21 protein-coding genes are annotated in these 20,561 nt (G+C 50.0%); 20 read left to right on the forward strand and 1 reads right to left on the reverse strand.

Going from position 1 to position 20,561, the window contains the following annotated elements; translation table 11 throughout:
* Positions 1 to 279 precede the first annotated feature (279 nt).
* The 11 genes from EJL91_RS01375 (at position 280) to EJL91_RS01425 (ending at position 10,947) form a co-directional block, all read left to right on the forward strand.
* Positions 280 to 1,305 carry a LysR family transcriptional regulator gene (locus tag EJL91_RS01375; RefSeq protein ID WP_125140174.1) on the forward strand — a complete coding sequence of 342 codons (1,026 nt, stop codon included), beginning with the start codon at positions 280 to 282 and terminating at the stop codon, positions 1,303 to 1,305.
* Positions 1,296 to 2,183, forward strand: coding sequence for an SPL family radical SAM protein (locus tag EJL91_RS01380; RefSeq protein ID WP_125140175.1), 888 nt, complete (start codon positions 1,296 to 1,298; stop codon positions 2,181 to 2,183). The genes EJL91_RS01375 and EJL91_RS01380 overlap by 10 nt, the downstream gene beginning before the upstream one ends.
* Before the next feature lie 31 nt (positions 2,184 to 2,214).
* On the forward strand, positions 2,215 to 2,640 hold the full coding sequence (locus EJL91_RS01385) for a DUF3783 domain-containing protein (protein ID WP_125140176.1): 426 nt from the start codon (positions 2,215 to 2,217) through the stop codon (positions 2,638 to 2,640).
* A 15-nt stretch (positions 2,641 to 2,655) separates the two neighbouring features.
* Positions 2,656 to 4,167, forward strand: coding sequence for a polyphosphate:AMP phosphotransferase (gene pap / locus EJL91_RS01390; RefSeq protein ID WP_125140177.1), 1,512 nt, complete (start codon positions 2,656 to 2,658; stop codon positions 4,165 to 4,167).
* 55 nt (positions 4,168 to 4,222) lie between these two features.
* On the forward strand, positions 4,223 to 5,467 hold the full coding sequence (locus EJL91_RS01395) for a BaiN/RdsA family NAD(P)/FAD-dependent oxidoreductase (RefSeq protein ID WP_125140178.1): 1,245 nt from the start codon (positions 4,223 to 4,225) through the stop codon (positions 5,465 to 5,467).
* Positions 5,468 to 5,503: 36 nt separating this feature from the next.
* Positions 5,504 to 6,190, forward strand: coding sequence for a (d)CMP kinase (gene cmk / locus EJL91_RS01400; protein ID WP_125140179.1), 687 nt, complete (start codon positions 5,504 to 5,506; stop codon positions 6,188 to 6,190).
* Positions 6,191 to 6,291: 101 nt separating this feature from the next.
* Entirely contained in the window at positions 6,292 to 7,143 is an 852-nt protein-coding gene (gene ispH / locus EJL91_RS01405; RefSeq protein ID WP_125140180.1) for a 4-hydroxy-3-methylbut-2-enyl diphosphate reductase, read from the forward strand.
* Positions 7,124 to 8,263 (forward strand): 30S ribosomal protein S1, encoded by a 1,140-nt coding sequence (rpsA, locus tag EJL91_RS01410; protein WP_125140181.1) that lies wholly within the window; start codon positions 7,124 to 7,126, stop codon positions 8,261 to 8,263. Before ispH ends, rpsA begins: the two co-directional genes overlap by 20 nt.
* Positions 8,264 to 8,721: 458 nt before the next feature.
* Complete coding sequence (locus EJL91_RS01415; protein WP_003506802.1) at positions 8,722 to 9,036, forward strand: PadR family transcriptional regulator; 315 nt, start codon at positions 8,722 to 8,724, stop codon at positions 9,034 to 9,036.
* A 5-nt stretch (positions 9,037 to 9,041) separates the two neighbouring features.
* Entirely contained in the window at positions 9,042 to 9,965 is a 924-nt protein-coding gene (locus EJL91_RS01420) for an HAAS signaling domain-containing protein (RefSeq protein WP_125140182.1), read from the forward strand.
* A 16-nt stretch (positions 9,966 to 9,981) separates the two neighbouring features.
* The gene (locus EJL91_RS01425) at positions 9,982 to 10,947 is read left to right on the forward strand and encodes a hypothetical protein (protein ID WP_125140183.1); all 966 of its coding nucleotides are present in this window, start codon (positions 9,982 to 9,984) and stop codon (positions 10,945 to 10,947) included.
* Positions 10,948 to 11,068: 121 nt separating this feature from the next.
* On the opposite strand, the gene EJL91_RS01430 is transcribed toward EJL91_RS01425, so the two are convergent.
* Positions 11,069 to 11,791, reverse strand: coding sequence for a LytR/AlgR family response regulator transcription factor (locus EJL91_RS01430; protein WP_125140184.1), 723 nt, complete (start codon positions 11,789 to 11,791; stop codon positions 11,069 to 11,071).
* Positions 11,792 to 12,053: 262 nt separating this feature from the next.
* Here EJL91_RS01430 and EJL91_RS01435 point away from each other — a divergent pair, with 262 nt between their 5' ends.
* From EJL91_RS01435 to EJL91_RS01470, 9 genes are all read left to right on the forward strand, one after another.
* Entirely contained in the window at positions 12,054 to 12,272 is a 219-nt protein-coding gene (locus EJL91_RS01435; RefSeq protein WP_125140185.1) for a small, acid-soluble spore protein, alpha/beta type, read from the forward strand.
* A 61-nt stretch (positions 12,273 to 12,333) separates the two neighbouring features.
* Positions 12,334 to 13,512, forward strand: coding sequence for a cobalt-precorrin-5B (C(1))-methyltransferase CbiD (cbiD, locus tag EJL91_RS01440; protein ID WP_125140186.1), 1,179 nt, complete (start codon positions 12,334 to 12,336; stop codon positions 13,510 to 13,512).
* Positions 13,513 to 13,589: 77 nt separating this feature from the next.
* Positions 13,590 to 14,276 (forward strand): precorrin-2 C(20)-methyltransferase, encoded by a 687-nt coding sequence (gene cobI, locus EJL91_RS01445; RefSeq protein WP_125140187.1) that lies wholly within the window; start codon positions 13,590 to 13,592, stop codon positions 14,274 to 14,276.
* A 53-nt stretch (positions 14,277 to 14,329) separates the two neighbouring features.
* Positions 14,330 to 15,124, forward strand: coding sequence for a precorrin-4 C(11)-methyltransferase (cobM, locus tag EJL91_RS01450; RefSeq protein WP_125140188.1), 795 nt, complete (start codon positions 14,330 to 14,332; stop codon positions 15,122 to 15,124).
* Positions 15,105 to 16,151 carry a cobalt-precorrin 5A hydrolase gene (locus EJL91_RS01455; RefSeq protein ID WP_125140189.1) on the forward strand — a complete coding sequence of 349 codons (1,047 nt, stop codon included), beginning with the start codon at positions 15,105 to 15,107 and terminating at the stop codon, positions 16,149 to 16,151. The genes cobM and EJL91_RS01455 overlap by 20 nt, the downstream gene beginning before the upstream one ends.
* A gap of 110 nt (positions 16,152 to 16,261) precedes the next feature.
* A complete protein-coding gene (gene cobJ / locus EJL91_RS01460) occupies positions 16,262 to 17,008 on the forward strand; it encodes a precorrin-3B C(17)-methyltransferase (RefSeq protein ID WP_125140190.1) in 747 nt (248 codons plus the stop codon).
* A complete protein-coding gene (cobK, locus tag EJL91_RS01465; RefSeq protein WP_125140191.1) occupies positions 17,001 to 18,467 on the forward strand; it encodes a precorrin-6A reductase in 1,467 nt (488 codons plus the stop codon). Before cobJ ends, cobK begins: the two co-directional genes overlap by 8 nt.
* Positions 18,464 to 19,126 carry a precorrin-6Y C5,15-methyltransferase (decarboxylating) subunit CbiT gene (gene cbiT / locus EJL91_RS24465; protein WP_243125202.1) on the forward strand — a complete coding sequence of 221 codons (663 nt, stop codon included), beginning with the start codon at positions 18,464 to 18,466 and terminating at the stop codon, positions 19,124 to 19,126. The genes cobK and cbiT overlap by 4 nt, the downstream gene beginning before the upstream one ends.
* Entirely contained in the window at positions 19,123 to 20,553 is a 1,431-nt protein-coding gene (locus tag EJL91_RS01470; protein ID WP_243125203.1) for a cobyrinic acid a,c-diamide synthase CobB, read from the forward strand. Before cbiT ends, EJL91_RS01470 begins: the two co-directional genes overlap by 4 nt.
* The last annotated feature ends 8 nt before the right edge of the window (positions 20,554 to 20,561 follow it).

Below are 20,561 nucleotides of genomic sequence, written 5' to 3' on the forward strand. Positions count from 1 at the left end.
ATTTACGATAAGAAAATGGAAAAGTAATTTGCCTGGGAAGGAAAATAGTGGTAAAATAAATACATCAGGATAATACGTTATCCAGCCAACAGAAATCTGCTTCCGGCGCCGCCAGAAGTGGATTTCTGTTTTGATGATGTAAGGCTTCATGAAGTAAGCCCTATATCATTGATAACGGTGAGCTGTGCGCAGCGCGTGCGTTTCATCTTCCGGCAATGATGGGATGTTTTCATGACAGGCTTTTTATCGCAATATACATATAAGACGGGAGGAATTTACTTGCTGAATGAAATGAGATATGTGTATTCAGTTTATCAGGAAAAAAGCTTTTCAAAAGCAGCGAAAAAATTATTTATCAGCCAGCCGGCGCTGAGCAACATGGTGCGGAAGGCAGAAAATGAGATAGGTGCGCCCATTTTTGACCGAAGCACAATACCGCTTACAGTCACAAAAGAGGGCGCATATTATATTAAATCAATTGAAGAGATCCTGTTTATCCAGAGAAATCTGCAGGCTTATTTCAAGGATTTAAGGGAGCTTAACACGGGGTCCCTGTCAATTGGGGGAGCTTCTTTCTTTTGTTCCTTCGTCTTTCCGGATCTGATAGGCCGCTTCAGGGAGAAGTATCCCAATGTGACAATCGATCTTCTGGAGGGGAATGTAAAGGAACTGAAGGAAGGACTTGAGGATGAGTCGCTTGATCTGGTCATTGAGACGGCACTCTATGAGGATTCTTCGGTGGAACGGTTCTTTTTCAAAAATGAGGAGATTATCCTTCTGGTACCGGCCTCCTATCCCATCAATAAGAGGCTGCAGCCCTACCGTCTGTCCTATCAGGACGTTGTCACGGAGCGGTTCCTGTCGGATTCCTATGATCCGGTGCCGCTGGAAGTGTTTAAGGACATTCCTTTCATTATAATGAAGCCGGGCAACGACATGTACCAGAGGAGTTTTAACATGTGCAGAAATGCGGGATTCACCCCCAAGGTGGCAATCCAGATGGATCAGGTCCTGACGTCCATGAATATCGCCTCCAACGGTGTGGGCGCCGTATTCATCCGGGCGGACATTATCGGCTGCCTGCCTGAGAATGAGAAGCTGGTTTACTATAAGATTGGTGATCCGCTGGCATGCCGGAGAGTCGTATTTGCCAGCAAAAAAGGAAAATATATTACAGCGGCCATGAGGGAATTTCTGCGCATGGCAGGGGCTAAAAAAGTAGACGGAGTCTGTCCCGGCAAGGGGCCCTGCAAAACCGGCAGCGCCTGTAAGGGAGGCCAGAGAGGAACGGATGAATGGAACTGATTCCTGCAAAGACGATAGTGACGAAGAATAAGGATACCTCCTGGTTTGGAAGCGACTACAATATGAATCTGTACCGCGGCTGCAGCCACGGCTGCATCTATTGCGACAGCAGGAGCAGCTGCTACCATGTGGATGACTTTGAAAATGTGAAGGCGAAGGAAAATGCCCTTCTCATTGTCAGGGACGACTTAAGGCGCAAGGTAAAGAAAGGCGTGGTAGGTACCGGAGCTATGAGTGATCCTTACAATCCCCATGAGGCAGAGATGGAGCTTACGATGCACAGCCTGGAATTGATAGGGGCTTTTGGCTTCGGCGTATCCATGCTCACAAAGAGTACGGGAATCCTGAGGGATATCCTGCTCTACCAGGTGATTGCCGAGCAGTCCCCGGTCAACTGCATGCTAACGATTACGACCTGCGATGACACACTGTCAAAAAAGCTGGAGCCGGGAGTTCCCCCTTCGTCGGAGCGTTTTAAAGCGGTCAAAGAGCTGGCCGACGCCGGTCTTTACACCGGAGTCGTGATGACCCCGGTGCTGCCTTTTCTGGAAGACACAAAGGAAAACATACTGGGCATGATTGAACTTGCCAGGGAATCGAAAGCCAGATTCATTTATCCCATGTTCGGCGTGACACTTCGGGATCGCCAGAGAGATTATTTCTACAGCAGTCTCGACCGGATTTTCCCGGGGGAGAATCTGAGGCAGCAGTATGAAAAACGATACGGTGACCGATATTTTTGCAGCAGCCCAAAGGCGAGGAGCCTATACAGCTTGTTTGAGAAAGAATGCGTGAAAGCTGGTATTTTATACAAAATGCCGGATATAATTCATTCATATAAGAAAAATTATCAGTACGAACAGCTTACTCTGTTCTGAAAAAGGAAATTCTTAAAGGAGAGAAAATTGGATGAAAGAAACAGTGCTTCTTTACAACTTTAATGACAAGGACAGACTGATGAAAATCAGACAGGCGCTTCTGCCCCTGGGCTTTCGCATCAGGCAGGTGGACAAAGAGGATTATATGAAACCTCTGGGAACGCTCGCCGGAGTGAAGGGTATGGAAGAATTGACTGCTGCCGCATGTCCTTCGGACGACGCTTTGGCGTCGGAAGGTTTTGAGGATGAGATGGCGCTTCTTGCAGGCCTCACGTCTTCCCAGGTGGACGCTTTCATCAAATCACTCCGCAAAAGGGGAATCGGCCGCATCAATTATAAAGCGATACTGACTCCCGTGAACAAGGATTGGGATTCGGTACATCTGTACCATGAAATAAAGAAGGAACACGAGGCAATGACAGTGGCAACATCTCAGAGTGAGCCCAAAGAGGCTTAGAAACGGAGGGAAGATATGCTGGAAAAGGTAGATCTGCAAAAAACGGTTGACAAAGAGACTTATAAACAGGTCAGCGAGGAGCTGGGAGAGCGCCTGGGCCTGCTGCAGAGAAAGTGCAAGGCAGAGAAAATTCCGGTGGTGATTGTGTTTGAAGGATTAGGAGCCGCCGGAAAAGGCGTACAGATCAACCGACTGATCCAGTCCTTCGATCCAAGGGGCTTTGATGTGTATGCCAGCAGGAAACCGGGAGAGGAAGAGCGAATGCGCCCATTCCTGTGGCGCTACTGGACCAAGACGCCGGAGGACGGCCGTATTGCCATCTTTGACAGGAGCTGGTACGATAAGGTAACCGTGGACCGTTTTGACAAGGTGACAAAGCGCGATGAGCTTCCCGGGGCCTTTGCCGACATTACCTCCTTCGAAAAACAGCTTTCGGAAGGCGGCTGTGTGATTATCAAGCTGTTCCTCTATATTTCACAGAAGGAGCAGAAAAAGCGATTTGAAAAGCTGACATCGAATAAAGAGACAAAGTGGCGCGTTTCGGACGGCGACTGGAAGAGAAATAAGGAATATGACAAATATCTGATGATGAACGAGGAGATGCTTCAACGGACCGATACCGGCTACGCTCCATGGACAATCATTGAAGCCACAGACAAGAATTACGCGGCGATGAAGATTCTTGCTACGGTGGCCGACCGCATGGAATATGAGGTGAACAGACGGGAGTCCGAGAAGAAGGAAATAGCCGCTGCGGCTGCCTCCCCCACACCCCAGGACCGTTTCAAAAATGGCGTGCTCTCGGGCGTCGATCTGACGAAATCCCTGGATAAGAGCGAGTACAAAGCGGAGACGGACAAACTGCAGAAGAGGCTTGAATATCTCCACAGTGAGATTTACCGTCTGAGAATTCCGGTGGTAATCGGCTTTGAGGGCTGGGATGCGGCGGGCAAGGGCGGAGCTATCAGGAGACTGACCAGCCATCTGGATCCGAGAGGATACAAGGTAAACCCGACGGCTGCACCCAATGATATAGAAAAGGTCCATCACTATCTGTGGCGTTTTTGGAATAATATGCCGAAGGCGGGCCACATTGCAATCTTTGACCGCACCTGGTACGGCCGTGTCATGGTGGAACGGATCGAGGGCTTCTGTAAAGAGGAAGACTGGCGCAGGGCATACCAGGAGATCAACGAAATGGAGGCCCATATGGCTAACTTCGGCGCCGTGGTCCTGAAGTTCTGGCTCCATATAGACAAGGAAGAGCAGGAACGCCGTTTCAACCAGAGGATGAACGATCCGGCCAAGCAGTGGAAGATTACGGACGAGGACTGGAGAAACAGGGAAAAGTGGGATGAATATGAAGCCGCGGTCAACGAGATGCTGGTGCGTACCTCCACCACCTATGCGCCGTGGACTATCGTGGAGGGTAATTCCAAGTACTACGCCAGGGTAAAAGTCTTAAAAACTGTGGTGGAAGCGCTGGAGCAAAAAATAAAAGAGGTTGAAAAAGAGCGCGATTCATAGTATTCTACTGTAAACACATAAAGGAGCGGACCGAAAGTCCGGATGAAATTACAGGATGGATAAGATTATTATAATCGGCGGCGGGGCAGCAGGCATGGCGGCTGCCATCGCCGCCGCTGAATGCGGCAAAAAGGCCGTTATATATGAGAAAAATGAGAAACTGGGCAAGAAACTTTTTATCACCGGAAAAGGCCGCTGTAATGTGACGAACGACTGCGATCTGGAGCAGCTTTTTTCAAGCGTAGTTACGAACAAGCGGTTTTTGTACAGTGCATTTTACGGCTTTACCAACACGGACATCATGGATCTTCTTAAGGAAGCGGGCTGCCCTCTTAAGACGGAACGCGGAGGCCGTGTTTTTCCCGTGTCGGACAAGTCCTCAGACGTAATAAACGCCCTTGCAGGAAAGCTTAAGAGCCTGGACGTGGAAATTCATTTAAACGAAGGCGTGAAGAGCCTCTGGATAGAGGGGGATGACGTAAAAGGAGTGATTCTGGAACGCAGCGGTAAGAAGGAGAGCGCTTCGGCCGTCATTGTGGCGACGGGAGGCCTTTCCTACCCAACCACCGGTTCCACGGGAGACGGATACCGCCTTGCAAAGGAGGCGGGACACAGCGTCACAAAGATGAGCCCGGCCCTGGTGCCTTTCATTACTGCGGAGGATGTGGTGAAAGAGCTTCAGGGCCTGGCTCTCAAAAACATAGAGATTACGGTGAGGGACGGGAAAAAGGAGCTTTACCGGGACTTTGGAGAAATGATGTTTACGCATTTCGGCGTTTCCGGTCCGGTGCTTTTAAGCGCCAGCAGCTACGTTGCAAAGCGGCTTGAGAAAGGAAACACGGTCACATTGTCTATCGACTTGAAACCGGCTCTTTCCGGAGAGCAGCTGGATGCCAGAATCCTCAGGGATTTTGATGAGGTGAAAAACAAACAGTTCAGCAATGCGCTGAACCATCTTTATCCCTCTAAACTGATTCCTGTTATGATAAAGAGGAGCGGCATTGCTCCTGAAAAGAAGGTCAATGAGATTACTAAGGAAGAGCGGAGAAGACTTGTGGAAGCCACAAAGGATTTTAAACTCACCATCACTGGGCTGCGGGGATTCAATGAGGCCATTATCACCCAGGGCGGAATTACCGTAAAAGAGGTGAATCCATCCACGATGGAATCGAAATTGACGAAGAACCTTTATTTTGCCGGTGAAGTTTTGGATCTGGATGCGGTGACGGGAGGATATAACCTTCAGATTGCCTGGTCAACCGGATTCCTTGCCGGCAGGAGCGCGGCAGGCGCGCAGTAGAGATAAAAGCTTAAATATCAGGGAGGAACATGAAAAATGCCGTTTAATATAGCGATTGACGGACCTGCGGGAGCGGGCAAGAGCACAGTTGCAAGGCAGCTTGCAAAAAATCTTGGATATATCTATGTGGACACAGGAGCCATGTACAGGGCAATGGCACTGTATTTTCTGAGAAAAGGAATTGATAAGGAAGACGGCAGGGCGATTGAGGAAGCCTGCGGCGAAGTGGAAATCTCCCTCGAATATAAAGACGGGGTTCAGCAGCTTATCCTGAATGGAGAGAATGTCACGGATCTTATCAGAACCGAGGAGGTAGGAAATATGGCGTCCGCCACATCAGTCTATGCACCAGTCAGGAAGAAACTGCTGGAACTGCAGAGAAAACTGGCGCAGAGAAAAGACGTGGTGATGGACGGCCGAGACATCGGCACATGCGTGCTTCCGGACGCCAACCTGAAGGTATATCTGACCGCGGGCAGCCGGGTCAGGGCGCTCCGCCGCTATAAGGAGCTGCAGGAGAAGAATGTGGATTGCGACCTGGAAGCGATTGAGAAGGATATCATTGATCGCGATTACCGTGACATGCACCGGGAAATTGCGCCGCTTGAACAGGCGGAGGACGCGGTCCTTCTGGATTCCTCCAATATGACACTGGAAGAAGTGCTTAATGAGATGGAGAGCCTGGTGGAGGATGCGGGCAGCAAGGGCTGCTGCGGCTGTTAGCAGTTACCCTGCGTGCAGGAATATAAAGTGAGGCTTACATCTGGCGGGAATGAATATCCAAACATGCTATAAACTGACGGTTGGAGCAGAAAGTGAATAATATGGAAGTAATTGTTGCAAAGACAGCCGGTTTCTGCTTTGGCGTAAAGCGGGCTGTGGATCAGGTTTATGAACAGATTGAAAAAGGCAAAACGCCGATTTATACTTTCGGCCCGATTATCCATAACGAAGAAGTGGTCCGGGATCTGGAGGAGAAGGGTGTTAAAGTCATCGAAACGGAAGACGAGCTGAGAGGGCTGAGCGAGGGTGTAGTGGTGATCCGTTCCCATGGTGTCGGAAAAGAGATTTATGACATCCTGGAGGAAAAAGGAATCGAGATTGTCGACGCCACCTGCCCCTTTGTAAAAAAAATACACCGGATTGTAAAAGAGCAGAATGAGGCGGGCCGCCGCGTCATCATCGTGGGAAATGGCAGCCATCCGGAAGTTGAGGGAATAAAAGGATGGGGAAATGACGATACTCTAGTCATCCAGACGCTTGAAGAATTTGAAAAATTACACATTACAGAGGGCGAAAAGCTGTGTATTGTTGCCCAGACGACATTTAACTACAATAAATTTCAAGATTTAGTTGAAAAAATTTCTAAAACGCGTTATGATATACTTGTTTTAAATACGATTTGCAATGCAACACAGGAAAGACAAGTGGAAGCAAGGCAGATAGCTTCACAGGTTGATGTTATGATTGTCATCGGAGGAAGAAACAGTTCTAACACTCAGAAGTTGTATGAGATTTGCCGAAGGGAATGTAAGGAGACTTACTATATCCAGACACTGAAAGATTTCAAACCTGAAAAGGCAGGTTCTGTGCGCAGCGTAGGTATTACAGCAGGGGCATCAACCCCGAATCAAATTATCGAGGAGGTTCATACTAATGTCAGAATTAAGTTTTGAACAAATGTTTGAAGAATCATCAATTAAGCGATTACGTGCAGGAGAGGCAGTTACCGGTCAGGTCATCGGCGTAAAAGAAGATGAAATTATTCTCAGTATCGCTGGAAGTAAGTCAGAAGGTATTATTACGAGAAGCGAATTCACGAATGAAGCAAACGTGGATTTAACAACAAAAGTTTCCGTAGGGGACGAACTGGAAGTAAAAGTTCTCAAAGTAAACGACGGCGAAGGAATGGCTGCTTTATCTTACAAGAGACTGGCTGCCGATAAGGGATTAAAACGCCTGAAAGAAGCATTCGAGAACAAAGAAGTGCTGACTGAGAAAGTTACACAGGTTATGGAAAAAGGTCTTGTTGTTGAAGTGGAAGGCACAAGGGTATTCATCCCTGCAAGCATGGTTTCCGATACTTACGACAAAGATTTATCCAAATATGCAGGCCAGGAGATCGAATTCGTGGTAACAGAGTTCAATCCGAACGGCAGAAGAAGCAGAATCATCGGCGACAGAAAACAGCTTCTGCTTGCTAAGAAGGCTGCTATGCAGAAAGAATTATTTGAGAAGATCGCTGTTGGACAGACAGTTGAGGGTGTTGTTAAGAATGTAACTGATTTCGGTGCATTCATCGACCTCGGCGGCGCCGACGGTTTACTTCATATCTCCGAGATGTCCTGGGGCAGAGTTGAGAACCCGAAGAAGGTTTTCAAAGTTGGCGATAAGGTAACGGCTCTGATCAAAGACATCAACGGCGAGAAGGTTGCATTAAGCCTTAAGTTCCCGGAGACCAATCCGTGGGCTAACGCTGCAGAGAAATATGCAGTAGGCAACATTGTAGAAGGTAAAGTAGCACGTATGACTGATTTCGGCGCATTCGTTGAGCTGGAGCCAGGCGTAGATGCTCTGCTTCATGTATCCCAGATTTCCAGAGAGCACGTTGAGAAACCATCCGACGTATTATCTGCAGGCCAGATCATCACAGCAAGAGTTGTAGACTTCAACGAAGCTGACAGAAAGATCAGCCTCAGCACAAAAGCTCTCGAAGCTCCGGCAGAGATGTACAACGATGGAGACATCGCTGATGTTGATATCGATGCAGTAGCTGCTCAGGAGGATGCTGAGTAATCAGGATCGCGATAATAGATTAATGATAAGGACGTCTGCCGGAATGGCAGGCGTCTTTTTATGTTGGGGGAGGCTTCAGTTCCATCGATATTCTCCCTGGCGGCAACCTTCGCCGGGACTGAAGCCTCAGCATCAACTTCCCCGCCCGTCCGTCATCCTGAAGTCGGCGTCCACCCATTTCAACGAAATCTTCCCCCTAAAAATAAAATAATTGTTGACAACCAATATTATATATCATATAATACCAATATACTATACAATATATAATATAGAAAATGAAATAATATAACAAATAAAATAATATTAAGTTTACAATAATATTAAAATTTTCACAATATTATTGCAGTAATCATCCTCCGTCCCTCGTTATAACATACAGGACGGCAAATAACCCGGTAATGATACGGAACACGTATCGTTACTGCACAACACAAATCTACAGAACAGGAAGTGAGAGAATGGTATTTAACACAGGAGCAGCACTTTTGGATGCAGTAGTTTTGGCCGCTGTTTCCAGAGAAAATCAGGGGACTTACGGGTATAAAATCACCCAGGATGTCCGCCGGGCCATTGAAATTTCGGAATCCACCTTATATCCGGTGCTGAGACGGCTTCAGAAAGAGGAGTGTCTGGAAACTTACGATATGGCTATTGATGGGAGAAACAGAAGATACTATAAGATTACGGAGAACGGCCGTGCTCAGTTGAACCTCTATAAGAGTGAGTGGAGCATCTATTCACGCAGAATATCAGAGATCCTGGGGGAGGTATGAGGAAGATGAAAAAAGAAGAATTTTTAAGACAGTTGGAATATCTGCTCCAGGATATTCCGGAGGATGACAAAAGAGACGCAATAGATTATTATAGAGATTATCTGGAGGAGGCAGGACCGGAACAGGAAGAAGCGGTGCTTGAAGAGTTTGGAAGTCCGGAGCGGATTGCCTCCGTGATACGGACCGATCTCCTGGGAGGAATGGAAAGCGCGGGTGAGTTTACTGACAATGGATACGATGACCGGCGTTTCAGGACCTCGGCTTATCCGGCAGTGAATGACGGAAAAACGGCCGGTTCCGCGGAGCAGGATAACGGCGGACAGGACGGAGAACAGAAGAAAAACTGTCACTCCGGCAGCGGCAGTACGGGAAATAAACAGGGATACCGCGCAAACAGCGGCCGGAATAATTACAGGCAGGGAAGTTACGGCCAGGCTGGCTATGGTCAGGGAAGCGGCCGGGGGACCGATGGAAACGGAAACTATGAAAAAGGCAGTTACGCCGGCAAAAGCCAGGGTAATCCATCAAATGACAGTAAGTGGTGGAAATATCTTCTGATTGCTCTGGGAATTCTCTTCATTGGACCTTTTGCATTAGCGGCAGTATTTGGGGCCGCGGGGACGGCAACCGGTTTTGTAGTTGTACTGGCCACCGTGCTTCTTGTGCTTGCCATTCTGACGATAGCAGGTATTTTGGGCGGCGTTGCTATGGTGATTGCCGGAATCATGCAGTTGTTCGGCGGTTTTTGGAGCGGAGTGATGAGCATCGGCCTTGGGCTGGTGTTTGGAGGAGCGGGATGTCTGCTTCTTTGCTGTTCCTGGCTGTTTTACGGCAGGTTTTTGCCATGGGCGGTCATGGGAATTGTTCATTTTGTTGAAAAGCTCATGCACCGGGACAGTGGGAATTCCGGCCGGAAGACAGGCATATAACAGAGGAGGATGAGAGATGAAAAAATGGATGAAAGGCATAGCGATCACCGGTATCGTCCTGCTTCTTGTAGGTACTGCAGTCACAGCTCTGGCGGCCGTTGTCGGGAATGCCACACAGGAGCACGGCATAGTGGGAAACTGGGCTGAACGGCACTTTGACGACGGACTGATGGAACATATTGAAGATACCCTAAGGCTTAACAGCCGCCGCTACCGGAACAGCAGGAGCCATTCGATTGACTCCGGACGGTACGATGACAGCGGTTATGACAGTGATTCTTATGACAACCTGAACATTTGCCCGAAAGAGGAGATGGAGCTGGCCGGAACTTATAAAGGTATCACAAAGCTTGAAGTGGAGGCTGAACGTTCAGCGGTGAAGATAGTAGAAAATCCGGAACTGACGGATGAGATCAACGTTTATATGAAAAATGATACGTATACAATTATTGACATAGATTCGGATGACGAGCCGGGTCAGCTGTCTGTCAAGTATTCCTGGCCAAGCAGAAAATACTCATGGTCATCAGGGGATAGCGGATATACGCAGGGAATCATTGAGATTCCCGTGGGATACCGATTCCGTGAGGCAGAGCTGGAGGCAAAGGCTTCATTTATCAAAGCGGACTATGTGAATGCGGATGAGCTGGATGCAAGTGTCAAGGCAGGGGAGCTGCAGCTGGGAAGCTTTCAGGCGGGCAAAGCGGACTTCTCAGTGGAAGCCGGCAGCATTACTGCATATGGGGACGTAGAGCGTGAGATGGAGGCGGAGGTGAAAGCCGGAGCAGCCACGGTTGAACTTGCCGGAGGTGAGAAAGATTATAACTTCTATCTGGATAATGCGGTTGGCAGCGTTTTACTCGGTGATTCGGTTTATTCCGGTCTTTCCAACGACACAAAGGTCAACAACGGTTCAGATAAAATTGTAAAAATCGACTGTTCCGCAGGAACGGTCGAGGTGAGATTTTCCGATAAGAATTGAGAAAAGATGATAAAAAAGAGGCCGTCTGCCTTGAAAGACAGACGGACAGATAAGCTTTTGAAAGCTGGCACAGCCGCCGTAACAAGAACAGCTGTGTCAGCTTTTATGAATAAAAATTCATTTATATGCCTCCGTTTATTTTTAAAAACTGGTAATCTGCATACTTCTGGTAAATGGCATTCCGGCTGCCGCGGGTGATGGGAACACGCTCCCCATTCTCCATGATGAAATCGTGTTTATCGACGGAGGCGACGTGATCCATATTTACAATACAGTTGCGGTAACAGCACAGAAACTGCGGATAACAAAGCAGAAGCGGTGAAAATACATCAAATTGCTGGTAAGAACGGATCAGTCTGACAGAGGTGTGAATTTGAATATAGTGATTATAATAATCAGTGTAGATGATTTCACCCAACGGTATCTTGACCAGTGTACGGCTTTCCTTCACCTCTATGTAGCGGATATGTTTAACCAGTTCATTGTGGCACAGCTCCATGGTTCTCTGGAACCGCTCTTCCGACAGAGGTTTCAGCAGATAATCAAAAGCGCGTACTTCGAATCCCTGGAGGGCGTATTCTTTGCTGGAACTGATGAAAATCAAAAGACATTCCGAATCGGTTTCGCGGATTTTTCTGGCTACCTCGATACCGGAAATGCCATCCATGAGGATGTCCAGAAATATTAAATCGTAAGATTTGGAGGGCCAGTTTTCCAAAAATTCATTTCCGCTAGTGTAAGTGTCGATTGTTCTGTACACCTGGCGTTTTGACAGGTATGTCTGGAGATAACGTTCCAGCAAAGATAATTCCTGCCCAGAGTCTTCTATAATTGCAATGTCCATTTAAATCTCCCCTAGTTACAAATTCTCGTTTCTATTTTAACAAAATAGCGGCCATGTTTGAAAAAAATGTCGGTAAAAATATGTCGAAAAATGTAAAAAACTTGAACGAGAACATATTTTAAGTATATTCTGAAAAATAACCTTGTCAACGGAACCGGATTTTTCCAAACAGGTAAATATTGGAAATATCTCTAAAAATTGTATATACAGGAAGACACAGGGCATACTCTAAGTACATTTTGGAAAGGAGTGTGCTTTTTTTATGGGCAATGAAACAAAAAAGAAAGATAAATTCGACCCGGCGGATTTGAAGCCTGAGGATATGATGAAGTTTGAAATTGCAACCGAACTGGGCCTGGCCGACAAGGTTATAAACGGAGGATGGAGGAGCCTGACGGCCAAAGAAAGCGGCCGGATCGGCGGACTCATTACCAAACGCAAGCGGGAAATGAAAAAGGAAGTATTGAAAGATAACACCTGATCCAATATAATGGATATCGAAATCATTTTTTCGATTCAGATTTGGAAAGGCCGAATGAACGATGGAAGAAAAAGAACTTAGGAGCGGTTATACAACCGGAACATGCGCGGCGGCGGCGGCCTGGGCTGCTGTCCGTCTTCTTTGCTCCGGGTTCAGGGCGGCTGCGGTGGAAGTATTGACTCCCGGAGGGCAGACTCTTGCGATACCGATCGCCGGTTTTGAATTTTTGGAAGGAAAGTGGGCGCTTTGCTCGGTAAAGAAGGACGCAGGCGATGATCCGGATGTGACGAACGGCGTGTTTGTCTATGCGCGGGTAAGTTTTACCGGGGAGAGGCCTTCAGGAATTCCCTGTTACAGTTCGGACATGCATCCGGGACTGTATCTGACGGGAGGGGAAGGCGTGGGGACGGTGACCAGAAAGGGACTGTCATGTCCGGTCGGATACCATGCCATCAATCCGGTGCCACGTATGATGATATTCGAGGCGGCCGATGAGGCAAGGCAGCTGCCGGGACGGTCGGACGGTGGGCTCCTCATTGAGATTTCCATTCCCGGGGGGAAGGAACTGGCGGCGAAGACGTTTAACCCCAACCTGGGAATTACCGGCGGGCTTTCTGTACTGGGAACGACGGGAATCGTAAATCCGATGAGTGAGGCGGCTTTGACAGAAACCATACGGCTGGATATCAGGGTCAGGGTGGCTGAGGGAAGAAAAATTCTGGCAGTGGCTCCGGGAAATTATGGGGAGCGTTTTGTAAGGGAAGAACTGGAACTTGACATGTCTTCCTTTGTCAAATGCAGCAATTTTATCGGTGATACCTTCGGCATGATGGCAGAAGAAAAGGTAGAAAAGGTTCTTCTGGCAGGCCATCTCGGCAAGATGATTAAGGTGGCGGGAGGCGTCATGAACACCCATTCCAAATATGGCGACAGAAGAATGGAAATTCTGGCAGACTGTGCTGCAGAGGCGGGCATGCCGGAAGATAGCGCCGGTCATCTTTATGGAATGAACACGACGGATGAGGCGGCGGATTATCTGGCCGGTGAAAAATGGCTGAGGCCGGTGATGGAGATTGCAGCCAAACGTGTGAAGAAGAATCTGGAGAGCCGGTACCGTGTGCACACGGAGGTCGTTCTGTTTAACGGGACAATTGGAATTCTTGCGATGACGGCAGGGGCAAAAGAATTTGCAATGGCTCTGGGAAATGAAAAACAGATGAATAATTATAACTGTTTATGAATAAAACCGGCGGTGCATTTAAGTGGCAATATGTAAAAAGGCAGTGCATGGGAATACATAGAAAAGGCGGACAAAAGATGACAGGAATATGGTACGCGGTGGGAGTCGGCCCCGGAGATCCGGAGCTCATGACACTTAAAGCGGTAAAGAGACTGAGGGAGTGCGACACATTAGCCGTTCCTCATAAAGACAGGGATCAGTGCGTGGCATATAAGATAGCGGTACAGGCGGTTCCGGAGCTGGCGGAAAAAAAGTGCATCTGCCTTCCGATGCCGATGACAAAAGACAGAGATTTATTGGAACAAAGCCACAGTGAGGCGGTAAGAAGGACAGAGGACTGCCTCCGGCAGGGGGAGAATGTGGCGTTCATTACGCTGGGAGACACGACGGTCTACTCTACCTGCCTATATATTAAGGAAAGACTGGATGAGAAACAGTACCACACGGAACTGATTAACGGAATCCCTTCTTTTTGCGCGGCGGCGGCCAGAATGGGCATTCCCCTGGTGAACGGGAAAGAGGAGCTTCATATTATTCCTGCATCCTATCAGATTGAGGATGCATTGGAGCAGCCGGGCGTAAAGGTGCTGATGAAGTCTGGAAAGAAGCTTTCCGAAGTAAAGCGCCTCCTTGAAAAGCAGGGCCGCGATGTCAAAATGGTAGAAAACTGCGGGATGGAGAGCGAGAAGATTTACGGCAGTATAAAAGAGATTCCCGATGAGGCAGGATACTATTCCCTGTTAATCGTGAGGGACGGGAAATAAAAAATCACAGAAGAATACACTTTAGCAAAAACACTTCATACGGAGGAAAACAGATGGTACATTTTGTGGGAGCCGGTTCAGGGGCAGCCGACCTTATTACGGTGAGGGGGGCAAGACTCCTTGGAAAGGCGGATCAGATAATCTACGCGGGCTCACTTGTAAATCCGGAGCTTCTTGAGTACAGAAAAGAGGGCTGCACTGTTTTTGACAGCGCCAGGATGACGCTTGAGGAAGTGATCGCCAGAATCAAAGAAGCGGAGGACGGCGGCAGAACAACGGTCAGGCTCCACACGGGGGATTCCAGCATCTACGGGGCGGTTCGGGAGCAGATGGACCGGCTGGATGCGCTGGGAATTACATATGATGTCTGCCCGGGAGTAAGCTCCTTCTGCGGGGCGGCGGCAGCAATGAATCTGGAATACACGCTTCCGGGAGTGTCGCAGAGTCTGATTATCACCAGGATGGCGGGCAGGACGCCCGTGCCGGAGCGTGAGAGCATTGCATCCTTTGCCGCGCACGGGACGACGATGGCGATATTCCTGAGCACGGGCCTTCTGGGGCCTCTGTCCGAGGAACTGGTGCGCGGCGGATACGGGAAGGAAACACCGGCGGCTATTGTCTATAAAGCAACCTGGCCGGATGAGAAAAAGGTTTGCTGTACCGTTGGGACGCTTAAGGAGACGGCGGCCAGGGAACAGATTACAAAGACTGCCCTGATCCTGGTGGGCGAGGTTATTGCCCACAGCTCCTACGAGCGGTCCAAACTTTACGATCCCGTTTTCACCACGGAGTTCAGAAAAGGCGTGCCGGCCGGAGGAGGGGAGCAGAATGAGGATTGCAATCATTAGCTTCACCGGCCAGGGCGGCGTCACCGGTGAAAGACTTGATAACGGCTTTAAAGTCCTGGGGTATGAGTCCCGGGCTTTTTCGGTACACGGACTTGGGAGGTCCCTGGGCGAGTTTGTGAAAACGGCTTTTGACGAGGAGGACGGACTCGTTTTCATCGGGGCGGCGGGAATTGCGGTACGCTCCATTGCTCCTTTTTTAAAGGGGAAAGACAGGGATCCGGCCGTGGTTGTTGTGGACGAACTGGGGAGATTTGCCGTTTCCCTCCTATCGGGCCATCTGGGAGGGGCCAATGAGCTGGCCTCAGAGGCGGCACAAGTGTTGGGAGCGCAGCCGGTCATCACAACGGCTACGGATCTGCATCACGCTTTTGCAGTGGATCTCTTTGCAAAAAAGAACGGACTGGCAATAGATGATCTGAAAGAGGCGAAGGAGATATCCGCCGCCGTTCTGAGAGGGGAGCCGGTGGGTTTTTTCAGTGATTTTATGGTGGAGGGAGAGATACCGGAGCCGCTTGATAAAGGAATGCGGCGCCGTCGGAATATTTACATTACATGCAGCCGTTTTGCTCTTCCTTTTGAGGATGGGGATATAACGCACGGCTGCGGCCTTCTGCGCCTGATTCCGAGGGCCGCCGTCCTGGGAATGGGCTGCCGCCGCAATATACCGGAGGAGGCCGCAAAAAACGCGGCTGAGGAGCTTCTGAGGAGCAGCGGGATCGACAGGCGGGCGATATGCATGCTTGCCAGCATTGACCTGAAACGTGAAGAGAAAGCTCTTATTGCGCTGGCCGCGGACTGGGGCCTTACATGGAAAGTCTTTACATCCGAAGAGCTGGGCGCGGCAGAGGGCAGTTCTTCGGAATCGGAGTTTGTAAAAAGCGTGACGGGAGTTGGCAATGTATGTGAGCGCTCGGCCCTGGCAGGCGCCGCGCTTGGCGGCGGGAAGGCGCGCCTGGCGGCAGGGAAAAGCATATTTCCTTCCGTGACGGCGGCGGTTGCGATAAGGGAAATCGCGGTGAGATTCTGATGGATTAGGTCTTCGGGCGAGCTGGTATCCGGATGCAGTTTATTTGGCTGTAATAATATCCGGATCTGCCGTTACTTCAATAGACTGTGATAGAAGGGAAGAAAAACAGGATGCAGGAAATCAATAAAGGGAAATTATACGTGGTAGGGATTGGGCCGGGCGCTTATGAACAGATGACAATAAGAGCGGAGCAGGCGCTGAACGAGTGCAGCGTAATTGCCGGCTACACCGTTTACATCGATTTGCTAAGGGGGCATTTTCCGGATAAAGAGCTTCTCACAACGCCGATGCGCCATGAAAAAGAGAGATGCATTATGGCTCTTGAATCGGCTGCAGGGGGAAAGGTGACGGCAATGATTTGCAGCGGTGACAGCGGCGTGTACGGGATGGCCGGGCTGATTCTTGAACTGGCGCCGGAATATCCGGGTGTGGTAATCGAGATTATCCCGGGGGTGACGGCGGCCCTGAGCGGAGGAGCCGTTCTCGGCGCGCCGTTGGGACACGACTTTGCCGTTATCAGCCTGAGTGATCTTCTCACTCCGATGGATACGATAAAAAAACGGCTTAAGGCCGCAGCCGAGGGGGATTTTAATATCTGTCTTTACAATCCTGCCAGCAGGAAACGCTGCGATTATCTGAGACAGGCCTGCGAAATCCTGCTCTGTTATAAAGACGAAAAAACGGTCTGCGGCGTGGTGAAAAATATCGGCCGTGAGGGCGAAACAATGGAAGTGATGACGCTGGGGGAATTAAAGGACACCGCAGCCGACATGTTTACAACGGTTTTTATCGGCAACAGGATGACGCGGGATATAGGGGGCAGAATGGTTACGCCCAGAGGTTATAAAGATGTGTAAGGTAATGATATTCGGAGGAACCACCGAGGGGAGGTTCCTGGCGGAATACTGCGGCAAAAACAGGATTCCGGCTTACGTAAGCGTGGTGTCTGAATACGGAAGAGAGCTGCTGGGGGAGAACCGTTACATAAGGCCGGTGACGGGGGCCATGGATGCGGAAAAGATGCGAAACTGGCTGACGGAGAGAAAAATCGAGCTTGTCATCGACGCGACCCATCCTTATGCGGCGAATGCAACGAAAAATATAAAAGAGGCATGCGGAAAGACCAAGACGGGATATCTGCGCTGCGCAAGAAGCACGGAAAGCGGCCATGAAACAGCGGGAAATATAACATTTCAGACTCTGGCGGAGGCTGCGGCCTGGCTGGAACAGAGCGAGGGCAACATCTTTATTACAACCGGCAGCAATGAGCTTAAGGTGTTTGCCGGGTCCGACGGACTGCGGGAGCGCATCTATGCCAGGGTGCTTCCGTCTTCCGCCGTCGTACGGAAATGTGAAGAGCTGGGGATTTCGGGAAAACACCTGATCTGTATGCAGGGGCCTTTTTCAAAAGAAATCAATGCGGCTATGCTTCGTCAGGCTAATGCCGCTTTTCTTGTCACCAAGGAGACGGGCAGGGCCGGAGGGTTTGACGAGAAGCTGGAAGCGGCGAAGGAGTGCGGAGTAAGGGCCGTAATCATCGGCCATCCGGAGGAGAACGGCGAGACAATGGAACGTCTGTTTGAAACGCTTTCACGTTTTTCCGTCAGGGGAACACAGCAGGGGAGACGAAAGGTGATTCTGGCCGGAATCGGGCCGGGCGCCGTCTCACTGATGACGGAGGAAGTAAAGGAAGCGGTAAAAAACAGCGATTTACTGCTGGGAGCTCCGCGCATGCTGGAAACGGCAAAAGAGCTTTTGAAGCGGGAAAATCCGTACGGCAGGATGCCGGAGGCCAGGAGCGCATATCTGGATCATGATGTGGCGGAGGAGCTTCGCTCCAATGACGGATGGCAGCAGGCGGCCATCCTGTATTCCGGCGACAGCGGATTTTACAGCGGGACTAAAAAACTGGCGGAAAATCTTCCGGAAGAGGCGTATGAGTTTCGCATACTTCCCGGTATTTCCTCCATCAGCTATTTTGCTTCCAGGCTCATGACCTCCTGGGACGACGCCCTGCTCGAAACGGCGCATGGCCGGGAGTTTGACGCTGCAGCGGCGCTGCGTGAGGGAAAGAGGAAGATTTTTCTCCTTACGGGCGGAAAAAACAGCGTGGGAGAGCTTTGCCGCAGCCTCGCAGACAGTGGTTTCGGCCATGTGGGAGTTACGGTCGGAGAAAAACTGTCTTATCCGGACGAGAGGATTACCTGCGGGACGGCGGTTAGTCTGAGCGGGGAGGAATTTGATCCACTGAGTATTGTACTGGTAGAGGCAGATGGCTTGAGGCAGATTACTGCAAATACGCAGAATGTTGAATGACAGGGGTAGAAAAAATGAGAGACGACTGGTTTATCAGAGGAAAAGTACCGATGACAAAAAGCGAAGTCCGGGCGGTGTCCCTGTCAAAGCTTGAACTGAACCGCGATTCCGTGCTCTGGGATATCGGAGCGGGAACCGGCTCTGTCTCGGTTGAGGCGCTGCTCTGCCATCCGGTGAAAGCGGTCTGCGCTTTTGAAAAGAATGCGGAGGCTGTAGAGCTGATTAAGAAAAACAGAGAAAAAGCGGGCGTTGGAAATTTAACGATTGTCGAGGGCGATGCACTGGAACAGATATCCCTGGCTGTAACAGGAGGCGGGGACAGCGCCATAAAAGATGAGTGTATGCGGAAGGTGACCCATGCGTTTATCGGCGGCACTTCGGGTGAAATGGGCGCCATTATCGATATACTGCTTTCTTTCAATCCCCAAATCAGGGTGGTAATCAACGTGATTGCCCTGGAAACACTTTCCATGGTGTTGGAGTGCCTGAGAACACGGGGAATTGAAGCGGATATCGTTACAATCCAGGTTTCCAGGGCGGCCCGCACAGGCCGGTATCATCTGATGCAGGGGCAGAACCCGGTTTATATCATTTCCTTCGGCGGGAAAGAGCCGTTTATTGGAGAAAGCAGGGAACAGAACGGAGAGACCGGAGTATGATGATGGGCAGAGAAGAAAATAAAAATCCGGTTCCGGCGATTCTCTTTGCCGCCCCCAAAAGCGGAAGCGGAAAGACCCTGATAACCTGCGGTTTCCTGCAGGCATTAATTAGGAGAGGACTCCATCCGTGCTCGTTCAAATGCGGGCCGGATTATATTGATCCGATGTTCCACCGCCATGTTCTCCGGATACCGGGGGCAAACCTGGACAGTTTTTTTCTGGATGAAGAGGAAGTAGAGAAAAACTTCAACCGGACGTTTTTAAGGAACGGGGCCGATATAGCGGTAATAGAGGGCGTGATGGGATACTACGACGGCGTCGGCGGGATTCATACACAGGCCAGCGCCTATGATATCTCCAGGATTACCAGGACGCCTGTCATCCTGATCCTGGACGGTAAGGGGGCATCCCTGTCTCTGGCTGCCGCAGTAAAAGGTTTTGCCGGATTCAGGCCGGACAGCCGGATTGAGGGCGTTATACTGAACAGGACTTCCCCGGCTATTGCCGGGCGGCTTGCAAAACAGATAGAGGCGGAGACAGGAATACCGGTGGTTGGGAGCCTTCCCGAAGCGCCGGAATACAGCTTTGAGAGCCGTCACCTGGGCCTCTTTCTGCCCGGGGAAATTGATTCGCTCTGCAGGCGGCTTCAATGTCTGGCGGAGCAGATGGAAAAGACAGTGGATATCGATCAAATTCTCTCGATTGCAGGAACCGGAGAGGTGAATCGGGCAGAATCAGGAGAGGCGGAACATGCGGGCCTGGCAGAGTTTATCATTGCCGGGGAGAGCGCCAGGAGGGAAAACGTGCGGATTGCCGTTGCCCGCGATGAGGCATTCTGCTTCTATTATCAGGAAAATCTCGACCTTCTGGAAGCACAGGGGGCGGAGCTTGTAAATTTCAGTCCCCTTCATGATAAAGAACTGCCCGGGGATGTGGCCGGTCTCATTCTGGGAGGCGGTTATCCGGAAAATTACGCAGGTGAACTCTCTGGAAATACGGAAATGCTCCGCTCCATCAGGGAAGCCTGGCAGCAGGAGATTCCCGTGCTCGCGGAATGCGGAGGATTTTTATACCTGCATGACCGGCTTGAGGGCAGCGACGGGACAGACTATCCAATGGCCGGAATTTATAAAATGCGGGCCTTCAGAACCGGGAAACTCGGCCGATTTGGCTATATCAGCCTGACACCGCCGGATGGGGCAAACCTTAAGGGACACGAATTCCATTACTGGGAGAGCGAGGATCCGGGGGAGGACTGGCTGGCTGAAAAACCGGCATCGGAGCGGAAGTGGCGGTGCATTCATCAGGACGGCGCAAGAATCTGTGGATTTCCTCATCTTTATTACCTGTCTGCGCCATCCTTTACAGAAAACTGGCTGGAACAGTGCAGGTCATGGAGCAAAGAACGAAAAAAGAAAAGGATATAAAAATAAGA

It is taken from the genome of Clostridium transplantifaecale (genome assembly GCF_900626075.1).
Lineage (GTDB): Bacteria > Bacillota > Clostridia > Lachnospirales > Lachnospiraceae > Otoolea > Otoolea transplantifaecalis.

What these genes read in the sequence shown, in the direction of transcription:
- EJL91_RS01470 (WP_243125203.1), top strand. Translation starts at nt 19,123, where the DNA reads ATGATGATGGGCAGAGAAGAAAATAAAAATCCGGTTCCGGCGATTCTC.
- rpsA (WP_125140181.1), top strand. Translation starts at nt 7,124, where the DNA reads ATGTCAGAATTAAGTTTTGAACAAATGTTTGAAGAATCATCAATTAAG.
- pap (WP_125140177.1), top strand. Translation starts at nt 2,656, where the DNA reads ATGCTGGAAAAGGTAGATCTGCAAAAAACGGTTGACAAAGAGACTTAT.
- EJL91_RS01455 (WP_125140189.1), top strand. Translation starts at nt 15,105, where the DNA reads ATGAGGATTGCAATCATTAGCTTCACCGGCCAGGGCGGCGTCACCGGT.
- cbiD (WP_125140186.1), top strand. Translation starts at nt 12,334, where the DNA reads ATGGAAGAAAAAGAACTTAGGAGCGGTTATACAACCGGAACATGCGCG.
- EJL91_RS01425 (WP_125140183.1), top strand. Translation starts at nt 9,982, where the DNA reads ATGAAAAAATGGATGAAAGGCATAGCGATCACCGGTATCGTCCTGCTT.
- EJL91_RS01380 (WP_125140175.1), top strand. Translation starts at nt 1,296, where the DNA reads ATGGAACTGATTCCTGCAAAGACGATAGTGACGAAGAATAAGGATACC.
- EJL91_RS01430 (WP_125140184.1), bottom strand. Translation starts at nt 11,791, where the DNA reads ATGGACATTGCAATTATAGAAGACTCTGGGCAGGAATTATCTTTGCTG.
- cobM (WP_125140188.1), top strand. Translation starts at nt 14,330, where the DNA reads ATGGTACATTTTGTGGGAGCCGGTTCAGGGGCAGCCGACCTTATTACG.
- EJL91_RS01435 (WP_125140185.1), top strand. Translation starts at nt 12,054, where the DNA reads ATGGGCAATGAAACAAAAAAGAAAGATAAATTCGACCCGGCGGATTTG.
- cobK (WP_125140191.1), top strand. Translation starts at nt 17,001, where the DNA reads ATGTGTAAGGTAATGATATTCGGAGGAACCACCGAGGGGAGGTTCCTG.
- EJL91_RS01385 (WP_125140176.1), top strand. Translation starts at nt 2,215, where the DNA reads ATGAAAGAAACAGTGCTTCTTTACAACTTTAATGACAAGGACAGACTG.
- cbiT (WP_243125202.1), top strand. Translation starts at nt 18,464, where the DNA reads ATGACAGGGGTAGAAAAAATGAGAGACGACTGGTTTATCAGAGGAAAA.
- cobJ (WP_125140190.1), top strand. Translation starts at nt 16,262, where the DNA reads ATGCAGGAAATCAATAAAGGGAAATTATACGTGGTAGGGATTGGGCCG.
- cmk (WP_125140179.1), top strand. Translation starts at nt 5,504, where the DNA reads ATGCCGTTTAATATAGCGATTGACGGACCTGCGGGAGCGGGCAAGAGC.
- EJL91_RS01420 (WP_125140182.1), top strand. Translation starts at nt 9,042, where the DNA reads ATGAAAAAAGAAGAATTTTTAAGACAGTTGGAATATCTGCTCCAGGAT.
- cobI (WP_125140187.1), top strand. Translation starts at nt 13,590, where the DNA reads ATGACAGGAATATGGTACGCGGTGGGAGTCGGCCCCGGAGATCCGGAG.
- EJL91_RS01415 (WP_003506802.1), top strand. Translation starts at nt 8,722, where the DNA reads ATGGTATTTAACACAGGAGCAGCACTTTTGGATGCAGTAGTTTTGGCC.
- EJL91_RS01395 (WP_125140178.1), top strand. Translation starts at nt 4,223, where the DNA reads ATGGATAAGATTATTATAATCGGCGGCGGGGCAGCAGGCATGGCGGCT.
- ispH (WP_125140180.1), top strand. Translation starts at nt 6,292, where the DNA reads ATGGAAGTAATTGTTGCAAAGACAGCCGGTTTCTGCTTTGGCGTAAAG.